16 protein-coding genes are annotated in these 14,902 nt (G+C 65.0%); 8 read left to right on the top strand and 8 right to left on the bottom strand.

Features of this window, described 5'->3' with window-relative positions:
- The 4 genes from QB898_RS03400 to QB898_RS03415 form a co-directional block, all read right to left on the bottom strand.
- The gene (locus QB898_RS03400; RefSeq protein ID WP_279523795.1) at positions 1–708 is read right to left on the bottom strand and encodes a class I SAM-dependent methyltransferase; all 708 of its coding nucleotides are present in this window, start codon (positions 706–708) and stop codon (positions 1–3) included.
- 175 nt (positions 709–883) lie between these two features.
- On the bottom strand, positions 884–2,197 hold the full coding sequence (locus tag QB898_RS03405; RefSeq protein WP_279523796.1) for an MFS transporter: 1,314 nt from the start codon (positions 2,195–2,197) through the stop codon (positions 884–886).
- 112 nt (positions 2,198–2,309) lie between these two features.
- Entirely contained in the window at positions 2,310–4,016 is a 1,707-nt protein-coding gene (locus QB898_RS03410; RefSeq protein WP_346429794.1) for a TonB-dependent receptor, read from the bottom strand.
- Between the two features lie 31 nt (positions 4,017–4,047).
- Complete coding sequence (locus tag QB898_RS03415) at positions 4,048–4,473, bottom strand: hypothetical protein (RefSeq protein WP_279523798.1); 426 nt, start codon at positions 4,471–4,473, stop codon at positions 4,048–4,050.
- A 114-nt stretch (positions 4,474–4,587) separates the two neighbouring features.
- Here QB898_RS03415 and QB898_RS03420 point away from each other — a divergent pair, with 114 nt between their 5' ends.
- The 4 genes from QB898_RS03420 to QB898_RS03435 all read left to right on the top strand — a co-directional run bounded on the left by QB898_RS03420 (position 4,588) and on the right by QB898_RS03435 (position 6,365).
- Positions 4,588–4,782 (top strand): hypothetical protein, encoded by a 195-nt coding sequence (locus QB898_RS03420; protein ID WP_146006916.1) that lies wholly within the window; start codon positions 4,588–4,590, stop codon positions 4,780–4,782.
- A 19-nt stretch (positions 4,783–4,801) separates the two neighbouring features.
- The gene (locus tag QB898_RS13390) at positions 4,802–4,885 is read left to right on the top strand and encodes an aminopeptidase N C-terminal domain-containing protein (protein WP_369406078.1); all 84 of its coding nucleotides are present in this window, start codon (positions 4,802–4,804) and stop codon (positions 4,883–4,885) included.
- 52 nt (positions 4,886–4,937) lie between these two features.
- Positions 4,938–5,375, top strand: coding sequence for a hypothetical protein (locus QB898_RS03425; protein ID WP_279523799.1), 438 nt, complete (start codon positions 4,938–4,940; stop codon positions 5,373–5,375).
- 165 nt (positions 5,376–5,540) lie between these two features.
- Positions 5,541–6,365, top strand: a complete 825-nt coding sequence (locus tag QB898_RS03435) for a helix-turn-helix transcriptional regulator (protein ID WP_487345372.1) — start codon at positions 5,541–5,543, stop codon at positions 6,363–6,365.
- Here QB898_RS03435 and QB898_RS03440 read toward each other — a convergent pair.
- The 3 genes from QB898_RS03440 to QB898_RS03450 are packed head-to-tail and all read right to left on the bottom strand — an operon-like array spanning position 6,319 to position 8,146.
- On the bottom strand, positions 6,319–6,585 hold the full coding sequence (locus tag QB898_RS03440) for a cytochrome C oxidase subunit IV family protein (protein WP_279523802.1): 267 nt from the start codon (positions 6,583–6,585) through the stop codon (positions 6,319–6,321). The two genes, QB898_RS03435 and QB898_RS03440, sit on opposite strands and share 47 nt — an antisense overlap.
- A gap of 12 nt (positions 6,586–6,597) precedes the next feature.
- On the bottom strand, positions 6,598–7,197 hold the full coding sequence (locus QB898_RS03445) for a cytochrome c oxidase subunit 3 (RefSeq protein ID WP_279523803.1): 600 nt from the start codon (positions 7,195–7,197) through the stop codon (positions 6,598–6,600).
- Complete coding sequence (locus QB898_RS03450) at positions 7,190–8,146, bottom strand: hypothetical protein (RefSeq protein ID WP_279523804.1); 957 nt, start codon at positions 8,144–8,146, stop codon at positions 7,190–7,192. The genes QB898_RS03445 and QB898_RS03450 overlap by 8 nt, the downstream gene beginning before the upstream one ends.
- A 138-nt stretch (positions 8,147–8,284) precedes the next feature.
- Here QB898_RS03450 and QB898_RS03455 point away from each other — a divergent pair, with 138 nt between their 5' ends.
- Both QB898_RS03455 and QB898_RS03465 read left to right on the top strand, forming a co-directional pair.
- Entirely contained in the window at positions 8,285–10,288 is a 2,004-nt protein-coding gene (locus QB898_RS03455; protein ID WP_279523805.1) for a TonB-dependent receptor plug domain-containing protein, read from the top strand.
- 589 nt (positions 10,289–10,877) lie between these two features.
- Complete coding sequence (locus QB898_RS03465) at positions 10,878–12,392, top strand: Tle-like phospholipase domain-containing protein (protein WP_487345373.1); 1,515 nt, start codon at positions 10,878–10,880, stop codon at positions 12,390–12,392.
- Between the two features lie 5 nt (positions 12,393–12,397).
- On the opposite strand, the gene QB898_RS03470 is transcribed toward QB898_RS03465, so the two are convergent.
- Positions 12,398–12,604: a hypothetical protein gene (locus tag QB898_RS03470; protein WP_279523808.1), complete on the bottom strand. Its 207-nt coding sequence runs from the start codon at positions 12,602–12,604 to the stop codon at positions 12,398–12,400.
- Positions 12,605–12,641: 37 nt separating this feature from the next.
- On the opposite strand from QB898_RS03470, the gene QB898_RS03475 reads away from it, so the two are divergent.
- Both QB898_RS03475 and QB898_RS03485 read left to right on the top strand, forming a co-directional pair.
- The gene (locus QB898_RS03475; RefSeq protein WP_279523809.1) at positions 12,642–13,298 is read left to right on the top strand and encodes an ankyrin repeat domain-containing protein; all 657 of its coding nucleotides are present in this window, start codon (positions 12,642–12,644) and stop codon (positions 13,296–13,298) included.
- 346 nt (positions 13,299–13,644) lie between these two features.
- A complete protein-coding gene (locus QB898_RS03485; protein ID WP_279523810.1) occupies positions 13,645–14,838 on the top strand; it encodes a GDSL-type esterase/lipase family protein in 1,194 nt (397 codons plus the stop codon).
- The last annotated feature ends 64 nt before the right edge of the window (positions 14,839–14,902 follow it).

Genomic DNA, 14,902 nt, shown 5'->3' on the forward strand with positions numbered 1-14,902 from the left:
TCACGCCCGCCGCAGCGCCCAGCCAGCGAAATCAGGCACGCGGAAAAACAGGCTGGGCGGCGTGAAGCCGCAGCCCCCGGCCAGCGCGGCAAACGCTTCAGGCGTGAGCGGAAAAAAGTCTTGTTGCAGGCGGGAACGCATGACTTGCGCCTTCTCGGCGGGCAGGCCCAGGGCCGTCACGCACTCAATCAGCGCCTCGCGCTCATCAGGCTGGGCGGCAATCAAATCGCTGAGCAGCAGCGGCGCGCCGGGCTTCAGGCGCCGGGCAATGCCTTCGAGCAACTGGCGCTTGCCCTCCAGGCTTTCAATGAAGTGCATGACCAGGTGGCAGACAGCGGCGTCGTGCGGCGCTTGCGGGGCGCTGTCCAGAAAGCCGCCGTGCCAGTCGATCTGCGGCACGCCCGCCGCCAGGCACTTCTGCCGCGCCAGCGCCAGCATCTCGGGCATCGGCTCCACGGCGGTGTAGCGCCACGATTTGCCCACCTGCCGCGCCATCTGGTGCAGCGCCAGCAAGTCCGCGCCGGTGCCCGCGCCCACGGCCAGCACGCGCGCGCCATCAGGCAGCCACTGCCCCAGCAGGGCCGCGCCGCCGTGGTGCAGCACGGCATAGCCAGGCACAAGAGAGGGAATGCGGCCGTCGTAATGCTGCACTTCCTGCGCAGTGAAGTGCGAGAGGCTGGAGCGCGGATCGGGCAATGGCTGTGTCATGGCAAAGGAATGGAAGGGTGTGAAAAGAAAAAAGCTGGGAAAGCCGCTGGCAATTCGCCCCCGCCCCGCGAAAGCGGGCGGCCCGAAAGCGGTACAGGAGTTGTTCTGGGCGGACCTTTTTTAGCTCCTTTATCCATAGCATGAGGTCCTGGATGAATGTGCGCCGAGGCCGTTTTCATAGGGCCTTTATTCGCTCCTTTTTTTGATGCACCAGCCCTCGCGCGAGCGCATCCATCCAGCGCCCTGCCAGCGCAGCCATGCCAGCGGAAGCGACAGCCAGCGCGGCCACCAGCGCAGCGCTGCCCGCGCCGTCAAGCAGCCAGCCGGCCAGCGGCATGAGCGCCAAGCGCCCCAAAGCGAAGAAGCTGGCTTGCAGGCCGTAGTCCGCCGCCTGGCAGGCGGGGCGCGCGCGTTCCATCATCAAGCCGAAAGCCACGCTGGCCGAAATGCCCGTGGCGCAAGCCAGCCAGCCGCTGGCGGCAATGAGCCACGCAGCACTGGCCTGGCAGGCCAGGCAGGCGGCCAGCGCTGCCAGCGCAGCCGCGCCAAACCAGGTAGCGCGCGGCAGCAAGGCGGGCAGCCGCGCCGCTGGCGCAAGCAAGCCGGTGAGCAAGCTGGCCGCCGCACCCAACGCGCCGCCGCCCACGCCCACAATCCAGGCCACCTGTTCGGCAGCAAAGCCCTGGCCCAGCAGCATGGGCTTCAGGTAAACCCAAGCTGCACCGACAAGAGGAAAACACCCCGACAGCAACGCCAGCCAGCGCCAGGCGCCCGGCTGCGCCAGAAAGCCGCGCAGCAGCGCAGGCCACGTGGCGGGCGATGCCTGCACCCCTGTTTCTGCCGAAGGCCGCGCGCCGCCATCGTCCTCGCCCGCCCCATCCATGCGCAGCGTGGGCAGCAGCGCCAATGCCAGCGCGAGCAGGCCCGCCATGCCGTAAAACGGCGCGCTCCAGCCCAGGCGCTGCGAGAGCACCAGCATCACCCCGCCGCCCAGCACGGCCGCGCCAAACATGGCGGCCGAGCGCACGCCGCCAGCCCGCGCGCGCTCGGCGGGCGGCAATACGCGAATTTGCAAGGCGCTGACGGGCACATCAGCCCAAGTCGCCAGCAGCACGCAAGCCAGCAACAAGGCGAACAGCACCGGGCGGGCGCTATGGATGGACGCGAAGGCCAGCGCCAGCAGCGCCGCGCCGTAGCCCGCGCCCAGCGCCAGGCTCCAGGCCCGGTAGCGCCGCGCCTGATAAGCAGGCGTTGCACGCTCATCAGGCGCACGCTCGATCGGCGCAGCCAGCAGCAGCTTGAAGACCGCTGGCACGCCCGCAAGCTGGAACAGACCGATTTCCAGCCCGCTCCAGCCATGCTGGCGCATGAGCAGCGGCAAACCCAGCGCCAGATAGATCATGGGGCTGCTCAAAGCCAGGTGCAGCAGGCCGAAGACGAATTGCGGCCAGAAAAAAGACGCTCGCGCGCGTGAAGATGGCAGAGGCATGGCCAGGCGGACGAAGAAGGCGTTTTGCTATTGAGCGGGGCTATTGACCGGGCAGGGCCGGGCAGCGGCCGGCGCACGTTTTCATGGGCTTTGCAGCAGCCTGGATGCCGCCTCACAGCCGCCATATCACCCGCAACCCCAGCTCGCGCGGCGGGCTGTAGATGACGATGTTGGCAAAGGGAAAGCCCCGCGCGTCATGGCGTCGGTTGCCTGCGTTGCGCACCCAGGCGCTGATTTCGGTGCGCCCCATGCGCCAGCCCGCGCTCAGGTCCAGCAGGGCATGGCCGCTCTGATAGTGCAAGTTGGCCGCATCCAGCCAGATGCGGCGGATGGCGCTCAGGCGCATTTGCGCGTACCAAGGGCCGGGGTCATAGCGCAGGCCCAGGTGGGCGGTGGCGGCGGGCGTCATGGGGTTGTGATGGCCGTCATAACGATTGGCCCCGTCAGAAAAATGCCCGAAGCGCGTGCGGTTGAGCGCCACGCCCGCCTGCACCAGCCAGGAGCGGGCGGGCAGCCATTCGGCCTCCAGCTCGGCTCCGCGCGAGGTGGCGCTGGCCGCATTGGTGATGAACACCTGCCCCGGCGCGCCCATTTGCTGCACCTGCATGTTGTGCAGCCGCGTGTAGTACAGGGCAGCGGTGTAGCGCAGGCGGCGCCCTGGCTGGCCCTTGACGCCCAGCTCGAAGGAGCGTGCGCGCTCAGGCCCGTAGCTGCGCCACTGGACTGGAGCAAAGGCGTTGAAACCGGCGGCGCGGAGACCGTCCGCCACGCTGGCCCACAGCAAGGCGTCGCGGGCGGCGTATTGCACGGCCACTTTGGGCGACATCCGCGTGCCGCTTTGCGACAGGGTTTGCGCCGCAGGCGCGTTCTCGAAACCAAAGCGCAGGCGGCTTCGCTCGATGCGCGCGCCCAGCGTGAGCGTCCACGGCCCCGTCAGCGGAATGTTCCAGTGCGTAAAGGCCGCCAGCGTATGCCCGCGCTGCCAGGCGCGGGTGGGCGTAAGGGCCAGGGGCGTTTTCTGCACGAAGCCCAGGCGGTCGCGGTCGCGATCGGCATACAGGCCCAGCAGCCAGCCGCCGCCGCGCCCGCTGCGCCCTTGCAGGCGCAACTCCTGCGAGAGTGTGTTGAAACGGTGCTGGCGCTGCACGTGCATCAAGTCGGCGGGCATGAAGTCGGTGTCTTGCTGCAAACGGTCTTCAAACACATTGCTGGCGGTGATGGAGCGCAGGCGCAGCCCGCCGCCGAAGTCGTGCGTCACATCAGCCGACAGCGTATGCCCGCGCGAGGTATTGCTGCCCGGCCAACCCGAGCGCACGGTGGCGCGCGGCGCGGCCACAGCGCCCCAGGCGCTGGCGCCATCGTCATCGCGGCGGGCGCTGGCACGCAGGTTGATTTCAGTGCGCGCCGAGGGTGTCAGGCGCAGTGTGAGGCGGCCGTTGTACTGCTGGCGGCCGTCTTCGCGGCGGCCCGTGTGCAGGTTGCGAATGAAGCCGTCTTGCCGCATGAACTCGCCCGCAACGCCCAGATACGCGCGGCCCGGCTTCAAAGCGCGGCTGACATCGGCGCGCAGCACGGCGCGCCGGCGGCTGCCGCCTTCAGCTGACAGCAGGGCATAGGGCGCATCGCCCGGCTGGCGCGTGACGACGCTGATCACCCCCGCCTGCGCGTTGCGCCCGTAAAGAGTGGACTGCGGGCCGCGCAGCACCTCCACGCTTTGCGCGCCCAGCAGGCTGTCGCCAAAACCCTGCCCGCGCAGCGTGGGCACGCCATCCACCAGCAGCGCAACGGCGGACGAAAAGCCGACGATGTTGGCCGTCATGCCGCGCATCACCGGCGGCGCTAGAGCCTGTTTACGGTCTGGTCGTGAGGTGCAAAAGTGCGGATCGGGATGGGCTGCAAGGCGCAAACCGCAGGCGGGCCTTGTGGCCCGGCGAGGATTTGCAACGCCGCAGACCGCCCGAGTCCGTGCTTTTGCGCCCACGGACAGACCGTGAACAGGCTCTGGGGCTGCTTTGCCCCACAGGCTGAAAAGTCAGACCGGGCGTCATCTGCGCCACGCCCTGCAAATCGCGCACGCCTTCGCTGGCCAGCTCCTCGCCCGCAAAAGCCGTTACGCCAGCGGCCACTGCGTCCAGAGGCTGGCTTTGCTTGTTCACCGTCACGGTCACGGCGGGCAGCGTCTCGCCAGCATCATGTGCGTCAGGTGAGCCGGGCGAACCGGATGAGTCCGGCAGCGCCTGCGCCGCCAGGCGCGCAGAAACGGCAAGGAGTGACAAGGCAAAACAGGCGAAACGCATAAAACAACCCAAGACAAGGCAATGCCCGCATTCTGGGAAATGTTCGCATTCATGAAAATATGCAAACCAGCCAGATTCACATGCAAAACCGACATGCCCCTGCCCACATGCCGCCTTACCCCAGCAGACGCACACGCCGAGCGGCGCGGCCCCTGGAGCCGCACCCGCCTGCCGCCCGCGCTGGGCGACTGCCACAGCGACAGTGTGAGCCTGGCCCCGGGCCTGACCCTGATTGCCACCCGCTACCGGCCCGAGCGCGACCTGGTGGAAGATGATGCAGCGCATTGAGCCGCAGCGCCAAGCCCTAATGCGGCAGCAATTGCAGGCACTCGCCAATATGCCCGACCTTTCCAAAGACGTGCGCGAGATTGTGGAGAAGATTTTGGGCTAGGGCGGTTTCAGGCAGCCTGCACCCGCCACCGCCCACCTAAAAGGATACTGCAATGAAAAAATCCGCATCTGCCTGCCTGCTGATGGCTTTGGCGTTTGCCGTGCAGGACGAGCTTTTTGTCCTTACGGCAGCGGCGGCGTTGTCGGGCTTGTTTGCCGCCGTTTCCCTGTCGCTGCTGCGCACCTTTTTCCGGCACGAATTTCGGGCACGGAAGCGGGTTGTCTGCTGCCAACTGGCAACGCTGGTTTGTATGGCGGTTTTTTTGGCGTGGTTGCCGCACGAATATGCGGCAATAGACATTTCGGCAGCGCAAAGAATGGGGCAGCCCTGCCGCGAAAAAGGGTGTTATGAATCAGAATATTTTGAAATCAGGCATTATTTGACCAGACGATACCGGTTATCAAAAGACCACCGCTGCGTCCAAGTGATGAGCATGCACCTTTCATGGCCGAAATTCCATCGGCAGGAATGCGTACCGGAGAACGGATAAAGCCGATAGGCAAATTTATAGCGGATTAAAATAAAAATGCTACAAAGCGCGAGCCGCAGGGCATACAGACAATACGCCAACGCAGTCGCATTGCGCTTTTAATCCACTTAATAGGACAAAAGCCGCCGCTGCCTGCCGCGCCCGCTGCTGAGCCTGACCTTCGGGCTGCAAGGCCACTCGTCTTTTGAAGAGCGGCGCGGCCAGCAGCTTCGCTTTGACTGCGGCAGCGTCACCATCTCCAGCTTCATCGACGCCCAAGGCGAGCGCCGCTACAGCGGAAGCGCCGAGCAACACGTCGAGCAACTGCGCCTGCAACTGGACGAAGAGCTGCTCACCGCCTACTTGGGCGAGGCCGCCGCCCGCCAGCTTTTGCGCCATGCCAGCGGCGTGCGCCTGCTGGCCTGCCGCCCCGCCAGCGCCGCCGCCCTGGCCCATGCCCGCGCCCTGGCCTGGCAGGCCGTCCATCCGGCGCCAGACACGCCGGGCAGGCTGCTGGCCCTGCACGCTGGCGCGCTGGCCCTGTTGCACGAGCAACTGCGCCTGCTGCCCGCCAGCGGCCCCACGCCCCTGTCCGCCGCGCCCCCAGCCGAAAGCCCTCGCTTGCTGCGTCCGCAGGAGGCCGCCCGCATGGAGCAGGCCCGCCGCTGGCTGCTGGCGCACGCGCATGAAAGCATTTCCATTCGCCGCCTGGCCGACGAGCTGCACATGAGCGAAAGCCGCCTGCGCCGCAGCTTCCGCCAGGCCTGGGGCGGCAGCCCGCAAGACTTTCACACCCGCGCGCGCATGGCGCTGGCCCTGCGCCACCTGCAAGCCGGCTGCCGCGTGACTAAAACCGCCTGGCGCGTGGGCTACGGCCAGCCCGGCAATTTCAGCCAGGCTTTCACCCGCCACTTCGGCTATCCGCCCAGCCAGGCGCGCTGCTTAAAAGATTGTGAACAGATTCTCAGGCCACGGCCCAGGCCAGCAGAATCAGCGCCACCATCAGCGTGAACAGGGCCAGCAGCGCGTTGCGCCACAGGGCGGGGGCGTGGCGCAGTTCCATGAATTCCAGAATCACCCCCAGCCCCTTGAGCCAGGCCAAGCCAAAGATGAACCACACCACGGGCGTGTGAGCTGGCGTGTCCAGCTTGCCGCTGGCGTCCAGCCACCAGGTTGTGGCCGTGGCCGCCAGAAGCAGCAGCCACACGAGATCAATCAGGCGCAGTTTCATGGCCAGGCCCTTTCAGTGCATCACGTAAACCAGCGGAAACAGCACCAGCCACAGCAGATCGACCAGGTGCCAGAAGGCCGCCGCCGTTTCCAGCGCGTAGCCGCTGGGCGCGTTTTTCGGCTGCCGCGCCAGACCCGCCCCCACCAGCAGCAGTGCCAGCAGCCCTGCCAGCACGTGCAGCAGGTGAAAGCCGGTGAGGATGAAATAGAAGTCGAAAAACAGATTGGTGGACAGCCCGATGCCTTCGGCCGCCTTGTCAGCGTATTCATGCAGCTTGAAAACGACAAAGCCTGCGCCCAAGGCCCAGCCAGCCGCCAGCCATAGCAGCCCGGCGGTTTTGCCGCCCTCGCGCACGGTCAGCACGGCGCGCGCCACGCACCAGCTGGCCGTCAGCAGCAGCGCCGTGTTGATGGCGCCCGCGCTGACATTCAGCCGCTGTTGCGAAGCGTTGAACAGCTCCAGATGCGCCACGCGCGCGAAAGCGAAAGCGCCAAACAGCACGCAAAAGGTCAGCGCCTCCAGCAAGACGACGTACCAGACGAACTGATCGCCAGGCAAACGCCGCGCCTGCGCCGGGGAAGGGGAAAGTGCGGAAGAGATGGATTCAGTCATGGGCAGCGGCTGATGGTAGCCCGCGCGCCGCGCCGGAAGGCGCGCCCATGCCACGGTTAGGGCCATAGGCTGGCGGCAGGTTTTCTTCTGCTTGGTCCGTAATGCCCGGCTGGCAGGCGCTGGCGGGCGCAGTCATGAGCCAGCGTGCGCCCAGCGCCCCGGCATGCCAAGCCAGGCAGATGGGCTGGTCTGGCTGCGCCTGACTGTAGAGGCCGATGTCCACCGGCAGCCATTGACGGAGCGCGCCTTGCGCACCGCCCGGTGAAAGCAGGGGAGCGGCCAGCACTTCATAGGCCACGCGGCGAACGCGGGCGCGGGCGCTGGATGGGTCTGGGAGCCCAGTGCCGCTTGGCACGCGCCAAGCGCGTTTCTGATACACGAGCGCCAGATGGCGCTGCACGGGCGAATCGTCCAGCCCCACGTTCACATCGCTGGCCATCACCGTCAGCCCCAGCGGCAGGAGCAAGGCAGCGGGCGCGATGTGACGCAAAGCCTGTCGCGGCGGAGCCAGCCAGGCCAGATACAGAAGCAGCAAAACCGAAAAGACTGCCGCTGTCGCCACGATGGGCAGGGGCAGCCCAAGTTGCAGTCGCAAAGGCGATAGCGGAAACGCCAGCTCGGGCAGCAGCGCGCAGAGCATGCCCATGCACAGCAAATCACCTGCCCGCGCGCCCTGCTGCGCCCAGAGACAGACGCTACGCCGGGCCGCTTGCCATCGGCACGCCAGCGGCCAGAAGCAGGAAGCCAGCGTCAGGCCCAGCGTGGCCCATACCCGCGCCGATGAAGGCTGAGGCCCTTGCGCCAGTTCAGCCATGCGCCAGACAGCCAGCGCCGCATGACCCGCCGCCAGCGCCGCACCGCAGGCCCACAGCGCCTTCGCGGCCAGCCGCTGGCGCTGGCGGCGGGCCGTGCGGAGGCCGGACGGACGTGAACGGAAAGCAGTCAGCATGAGCAAACGGCGTGAGCAAGCGGCATGCAAGGCGGCGGCAGAAAAGAAACGCCGCAATGTTTAACTTAACGCAAACAAATATCTTTTTACATAGAATGCGAATGTTTCTTGAACATGTTCTTTTGAAAGGTGAATTTCATGTCCATTGGCATTCCGGCGCGGCTGAGCGCCATTTCCGTGGCGCTGCTGATGCTGCCCGCTGGCATGGCGCTGGCGCAGGGCGCAGCAAAAGGGGAACCCGTCAGGGTGGCGAAAGCATCCACGAAGGGCGCGCAGACGGCAGACGGCGAAGAAAGCGCCTCCGGCTACACGCTCGATACCGTGCAGGTCACGGCCAGCAGCGCCGCTGGCGGCGTCAAGGGCCGCCAGACGGTCGATAAAAACACCGTGGTGGACATGAAAGACGTGCTCTCGCAGCAGCCCGGCGTGCACGTCAGCGGCGGCAACGGCGCTTCGCAGATGTTCAGCATTCGCGGCCTGGGTGAAAACCACCTCACTTTCACCGTGGACAACGCCGGGCAAAGCTCGCAAGTCTTTCACCACCAGGGCCGCTTCATGTTCGACCCTGCGCTGCTCAAGAGCATTGAAGTGGAAAAAGGCGCGGGCGCGGCCAGCGCGGGCATCGGCGTGACAGCTGGCGCCATCCGCATGACCACCGTGGATGCGCCCGATTTGCTCGCCCCCGGCCAGAACTTTGGCGCGCGCGTGAGCGCCAGCGCGCAAAGCAACAAGGGCGCAGGCGCATCCCTGGCCGGCTATGGCCGCTTTGGCGAGCGCTTTGACGGCCTGCTCATGCTCAACGGCGTGAACCAGAAAGACTACAAAGACGGCGGCGGCAAAAAGGTTGAGCACTCCGCCGTGGACCAGCGCTCATACCTGCTCAAGCTTGGCTGGAATCTCGCGCCTGATCACCGCCTTTCCATCAGCCAGCGCCATGAAGGCCAAAGCGGCAACCGCACCTTGCGCCTGAACGTGGCCGGCCTGGCGGGCTGCCCGCTGTATGACGGCGACCTGAAATACGACACCACCAACCTCGAATACAAGGGCCGCAACCTGGGCTTTGCGCAAAAGGCCGACGCCAACATCTATCACACCAAGATGGATGACTCCAAGCGCGCGCTGGGGCCTTTGGGCGGCTGCCGCGCCACTTCGCCCTACAACCACTCCAACGTCAAGAGCACGGGCGCCAATGCGGGCTTTGTCACGGCCTGGCAAGACCACCGCATCAAATACGGCGTGAACGTGCGCCGCGAGGAAGTCAACAACCTGGTCAGCCACACTGGCGAGAAAAAAACCGACTGGGGCCTGTATGGCGAAGGCATCTGGGCCTTCGAGCCGTTCACCATCACCACCGGCCTGCGCTATGACCACTTCAGCCTGACCACAGCCCGGGGCAAGAGCGCCAGCAAAGGCCAGCTCAACCCCAGCATCAACGCCATTTGGGACATCAGCCCGCAATGGAGCCTGCATGCCGGCGTGGCACAAGCCAGCCGCAGCCCGCGCCTGCAAGAGGCCATGCTCCTCAACCTCTCGCGCGGCGTGGCCGACGGCGTCAAGGCCGAGCGTGCCGTCAATGCCGAAATCGGCGCGCAGTGGCAAAGCGGCCCCTTCACTGCCTCGGGCGCGGTGTTCCGCCAGGTCACGCACGACTACCTGGGCAACAACGCCCGCAACGAGCAAGACAACGTGGGCAAGCTCATCAACCGGGGCTACGAGCTGGAAGCGGGCTGGCGCGACGGCCCCTGGCAGGCGCGCGTGGCCATGACGCACAGCAAGCCCCGTCTGGAAGGCAGCCTGGGCGGCATGTACTCCATGCTCAACTACACGCCCACAGGCCGCCAGTGGCACACGCAGCTGAGCTACCGCTTCGCCCAGCCGCGCCTTGAAATCGGCTGGCGCGGCCAGTTCACCGAAAGCCTCACCGTGCCTGTCGTCAACCGCGCGGGCGTGCAAACCGGCAGCCAAACGCTCAAATCAGTGGCGCTGCACAGCCTCTACGCCAACTGGCAGCCGCTGGGCCACGACCGCTTCAACGTGAACCTGAGCGTGCACAACGTGGCCAACCGCCTCTACCGCACCCAGCACAGCTCCATCCTGGAGCCGGGCCGCGACTGGCGCTTGAGCGTGAACTGGCGGTTCTAAACCTGCCCCGGCGCGCGGCCCTTCGGCCAAGCGCCGCACCTCATGCCATGCGCAAAGCCGCCGCAGCGCGAAGCTCCGGCGGCTTTTTTCTGCACGCCTCAAGTCTGGGGTGAACCCGCAACCCAGCCCCGAAAGCCGGTTCACGGTCCGCCTGAAAGGAGGCGAAAAGACCGTATCGGAGAAGGCACACGATTTCGCTCCTTTATCAATAGCATGAGGTCCTAGTGGGAACTGCGCAGAATGTCATTTCAATCCCTTTTATTTCGCTCCTGTTTTTAATCCATCCCGACAGACGATCCTGCCTGGAAAGGCGCCTACCCCCCGGTAACCACCCTAGCTAGGCAACCGTGCACATTGTCCTTACCATGTCTGCCGTTTCAACTACCAATCACGAATGGGAGCAAAAACCATGCGAATCAGTCCGAGCAGTCCAAACTTTCACGCAGTCAGCACACGCCCGATGGACGCTGCCGCTTCATCCGCCCGCCAGGTCGATCACAGCCGTGGCTATCCCGTAGGCGACGGAACCTTTGCCAGCAGCGTCAGGGGCACGGCTCCGCAGCGCGAACGGGATTTGCAGTTGGCCATGATGTCCAACGATGCCTACAAATCCGACGCTCCGGACAAAACAGGCACCCAGTCTGAACGCGAACTGGAGAATGCCGGATGGCGGCGTTTGAGGCCCGAAGGCGATCACCTGGTGGATGCGCAAGGCAATCGCATCCCCATCTCTGCCACTGACCTGCATGACCCCACGACCGGATTTGACGCGGCCATTTATCAAAATGCACAAGGCCAATATGTGGTGGCCTATCGCGGCACTGACAACTGGAGTCCGGGCGCAGGCGGCGATCTCACCACCAATGCCGGGCAGGGCGCCGGCCTGGAAACCGAGCAATATCAACAAGCGGTTGCCCTGGCCCAGAATGCCGAAAAAATATTCGGCAAAGGCAATGTGGTTTTCACGGGGCATTCGCTGGGAGGCGGCCTGGCTTCCGCCGCCATGCTGGCAACGGGCGCGCCCGGCGTTACTTTCAATGCGGCGGGTTTGAGCGACAACACCATTCGCGCCCTGCAAGGCAACCCCAATGAAGTTCGCGCGGCGATGGCAGACAACGGGCAAATTCGCCGCTATGTCGTCGATGGCGATTTGCTGACAACGGCGCAGCAAAAAAGCGAAGCCACAAAAGGCTGGCAGCAATTTGGAATTACCAGCATTCTGGGCGGCTCCTTGCCTGATGCGGTGGGGCATGAATTGCATGTAAAACCCTCCCAAACGACAGATAAATCGGGCCTTATGGGGCCAGTCAATCTGCACGGCGGCGGACAGGACAACACGTCCTACGTGGAAGCCCTGCGTGAAAACGCTGCATATGAAAAATCAAATCCGCTGCCTATCCTGAATGTCTTTGAAAATCTTTCCGAGGCAAAGGTCAATCTGCTGGCCTCTGCGGGCAAGAATGGATTTGACTTTGGTTCTGAAGCTGTTGGTGCATTGCACGAAACGCGCGGCGAGATGTCGGCAGTTGTCAAAAACGATCTGGCGAAAGGCCAGTTGATTGAAGGCAGCGTGCGTTTGACGGGGCAAGCCGCCGATGCCGCCTTGGACATCACCGGCAGCGCAGTCAGGCAAGGAGCCGACTTTGCCGGTGATGTCGTCATGGAAGGCTCCACCCTCGTTGGCAAGTTCATACGCAATACGGGCAAGCAAGTGGGCCTGGAATCAGGCTTCAACAAGGTGGCCTCTTTTGTTGAAACGGCTGGCCAAGGCATCAACACGCTGATGGATAAAGCGGGCGACCTGGCAGGCCGTGGGCTGGACAAGCTGGGCGACGGCATTCAATGGGCCACTGGAAAATTGGGTGATGGCATTCAATTGGCCCGCGATGCAACTCTATGGGCCGCTGGCAAAGCCGTAGATGGGGCCAAATGGGCGGCAGGAAAAGCCGTTGATGGAGCCAAATGGGCGGCCGGAAAAGCCGTGGATGGAGCGCGATGGGCTGCCGGCAAAGTGGCAGACGGCGCAAATTGGGCGGCTGGCAAAGTGGCTGAAGGCGCAAAATGGCTTGCAGACAGCAAGCTCAACCCCGCAAACTGGTGGTAAGCAATCTATTCAAAGAGAAAAGCCGGTTTTTTGATCACCTGTGTCATCATCAACGCCCGCCGGAAACGCCGGGCGTTTTTGTCTTTATCGGAGCGTTGACTCTCCATGGCCGCTTCAATGCTGACGTGACGGGGCACCCCCATGCCGCAAACCCCTTTCATCCATTTTTCCAGGCGTTTGCCAGTATTACTGGCATTGTTTTTTTCAATCATCCTGGCGACAGCCGCCTGTGGCCAGCAAGGAACTCAAATGAACTCTGAAAATTTCGGCTCTCCCAAGGCTGCGGCTCTTTATGCGGCGGCGGCCAGCGGCGATATGGCCCGCGCGCGCGAGCTGATTGCCGATGGCGCCGATCCCGATAGCCTCAATGCACGCGAAATGTCTTTGCTGGGCGTGGCCATGAAAGAAGGCAACCGGACGGCCTTCGACAATTTGCTGGAGCTGGGCGCTTCCCCCAGCCATCTGGGGCAGGCGCGTGATACGCCCATGCATATGGCAGCCATACTGGAAGACAGTTACTGGCTCAAAACCATGCTCAAACGCGGCGCTTCCACCGAAGGAAAAAACAAATTGGGAGAAACGCCGCTGTTTGCTGCTTTAGGCCCCAATACCGAAGCCAATGTGCGCCTTTTGCTCGATGCGGGCGCGAATATTCATGTGCGCAATAACAATGATGAAACGCTGGTGCACAAGGCCGCTTCCATCAACAGTTATGGCGATGTGCTGCGGTTTCTTGAACTGGGCGTGGATCCGCGCGCCACAGATCGCTGGGGCTACACGTTCCAGTACGCGTTTTTCAACACGCCTGAAAACCTGCTGATGGCCAGCGCCAAGGCCCAGCGCGAGAAAGTGCGGGGCTGGTTGCGCGAGCGCGGCATCGCCGTGGAAGACCACGCCTCGCGTTAGCGGGGCCGGGGAAGGCTTGTGTTTGGTAGCTGCGTGAGGGCGCTGGAAGTTGCAGGGCTGCATCCACGACGCCAGCTCATCAGTGCGACGGCCTGAAGCGCGATAGCGATACGCATAGGCCCATTGCCCGTGCAAAGCCTGAATGAACCGCCCGGCCTTGCCATGAATTTTGAGCGTATAGGGCTTGGTGCGAAAGCGCCCGATCTTCAGACCGCAGCAAACTTGGTGAAGCGCTGTCACCGGATTTCCAAAAGCCAGCCGCTTCAAAAGCAGCGCTCATGACACAGGGTTTGCAAGCGTTTCATCCACTTGGGCGGCCAGTTTCGGGCGAGATGCGGGCCGGGTCATGAACCGCCGCCATGTCATCAGCTGGGCTGCGTTTGCGTGCCTGCCGCCCGTGGCTGCACAGCCTGCCGCTTCCGCCGCGCCTGATCGCCGCGACTGGCTGGAAAACTTTGGCCCCGCGCGCCAGCCGTGGATCGACAAGCTGCGCAGCCTGCGCCAAGGGCGCGCCGAGGTTTTTCGCATTGTGCAAATTGGCGATTCGCATACGGCGGGCGACTTTTTCACGGGCGGGCTGCGCGCCGCGCTGCAAGAGCGGTGGGGCAACGCGGGGGCGGGCTGGGTCTGGCCCGTTGCCGTGGCGGGGCAGCGGGCCGCCGTCATGCAATGCGCCGCCAGCGGCTGGCGCGTGCTGACGGCGCGGCAGGAAGGCAGCGGCTTTCCTCTGGGCGGCGTGCTGGCGCACTCGGAGCCTGGCGGGGGGCGTTTGCTGCTCACGCCCGCAGCAGGCTACGCAGGGCCGCAGCGCGTGACGGCGCTGGCGCGGCCCGCGCGCGCCAGCGGCCCGCTGCGGTTTGAGGATGCGCAGGGTCTGGCGTATGCCGAAGCGCCTGAAGCGCCGCATGGCCAGGGCTGGCGCGCCATGGCCTTTCGGGCTGAGCCGCCGCTGCGCATCACGGCCCAGGCGGGCGATGTGTGGGAACTCGGCCCCATGGGTTTTGAAAACGGCGGCGCGGGCGTCACCGTCTCGGCGCTGGGTTTGAACGGCGCGCAAATCACCCACGCCGAACGCTGGCGAAGCGGCTGGCCGCAAGATTTGCTGGCCATGCGGGCTGATTTGCTCATCTTCGCCTTTGGCACGAATGAGGCTTTTGATCCGCGCCCCGATCCGGCCCGCGCTGAAGCCGCCTGGGCGCGCGTGCTGGACGCCGCCCGCCGCGCCCTCCCCCGCGCGGGTCTGCTCCTGCTGGGCGCGCCTGACGCGCTGCGCCCCGGCGCGCTCCAGACAGAGGCAGAGACAGAGAGCGACTGCGGCCGCCCCCTGTGGCTGGGCCTGGCGCAGCGCATGCAGCGCCGCCAGGCGCAGGCCGCCCAGGCCGCCTGGTGGCCCTGGCAAGACGCAATGGGCGGCCCCTGCACGGCGCGCCGCTGGCAGGCCGAGGGCCTGATGGCCCCCGACGGCGTGCATTTCACCCCCGCGGGCTACGCCCGCGCCGCCCGCCAGCTGGCTGACAGCCTGGCGCGTCTGGCGGGCTGAAGCCCGTTCATGGCCTGCACGCGTGCAGCAAGGCGCGAACAACGCGGCCGCGATGAGCCGGTTG

Source organism: Ottowia cancrivicina, assembly GCF_029813755.1.
In the GTDB taxonomy this organism is placed as follows: domain Bacteria; phylum Pseudomonadota; class Gammaproteobacteria; order Burkholderiales; family Burkholderiaceae_C; genus Ottowia; species Ottowia massiliensis.

Coding starts and splice junctions, on each gene's coding strand:
- QB898_RS03400 (WP_279523795.1), bottom strand. CDS start 708: ATGACACAGCCATTGCCCGATCCGCGCTCCAGCCTCTCGCACTTCACT.
- QB898_RS03405 (WP_279523796.1), bottom strand. CDS start 2,197: ATGCCTCTGCCATCTTCACGCGCGCGAGCGTCTTTTTTCTGGCCGCAA.
- QB898_RS03410 (WP_346429794.1), bottom strand. CDS start 4,016: ATGACGGCCAACATCGTCGGCTTTTCGTCCGCCGTTGCGCTGCTGGTG.
- QB898_RS03420 (WP_146006916.1), top strand. CDS start 4,588: ATGCCCCTGCCCACATGCCGCCTTACCCCAGCAGACGCACACGCCGAG.
- QB898_RS13390 (WP_369406078.1), top strand. CDS start 4,802: ATGCGGCAGCAATTGCAGGCACTCGCCAATATGCCCGACCTTTCCAAA.
- QB898_RS03425 (WP_279523799.1), top strand. CDS start 4,938: ATGAAAAAATCCGCATCTGCCTGCCTGCTGATGGCTTTGGCGTTTGCC.
- QB898_RS03440 (WP_279523802.1), bottom strand. CDS start 6,585: ATGAAACTGCGCCTGATTGATCTCGTGTGGCTGCTGCTTCTGGCGGCC.
- QB898_RS03445 (WP_279523803.1), bottom strand. CDS start 7,197: ATGACTGAATCCATCTCTTCCGCACTTTCCCCTTCCCCGGCGCAGGCG.
- QB898_RS03450 (WP_279523804.1), bottom strand. CDS start 8,146: ATGCTGACTGCTTTCCGTTCACGTCCGTCCGGCCTCCGCACGGCCCGC.
- QB898_RS03455 (WP_279523805.1), top strand. CDS start 8,285: ATGTCCATTGGCATTCCGGCGCGGCTGAGCGCCATTTCCGTGGCGCTG.
- QB898_RS03465 (WP_487345373.1), top strand. CDS start 10,878: ATGTCCAACGATGCCTACAAATCCGACGCTCCGGACAAAACAGGCACC.
- QB898_RS03470 (WP_279523808.1), bottom strand. CDS start 12,604: ATGATTGAAAAAAACAATGCCAGTAATACTGGCAAACGCCTGGAAAAA.
- QB898_RS03475 (WP_279523809.1), top strand. CDS start 12,642: ATGAACTCTGAAAATTTCGGCTCTCCCAAGGCTGCGGCTCTTTATGCG.
- QB898_RS03485 (WP_279523810.1), top strand. CDS start 13,645: ATGAACCGCCGCCATGTCATCAGCTGGGCTGCGTTTGCGTGCCTGCCG.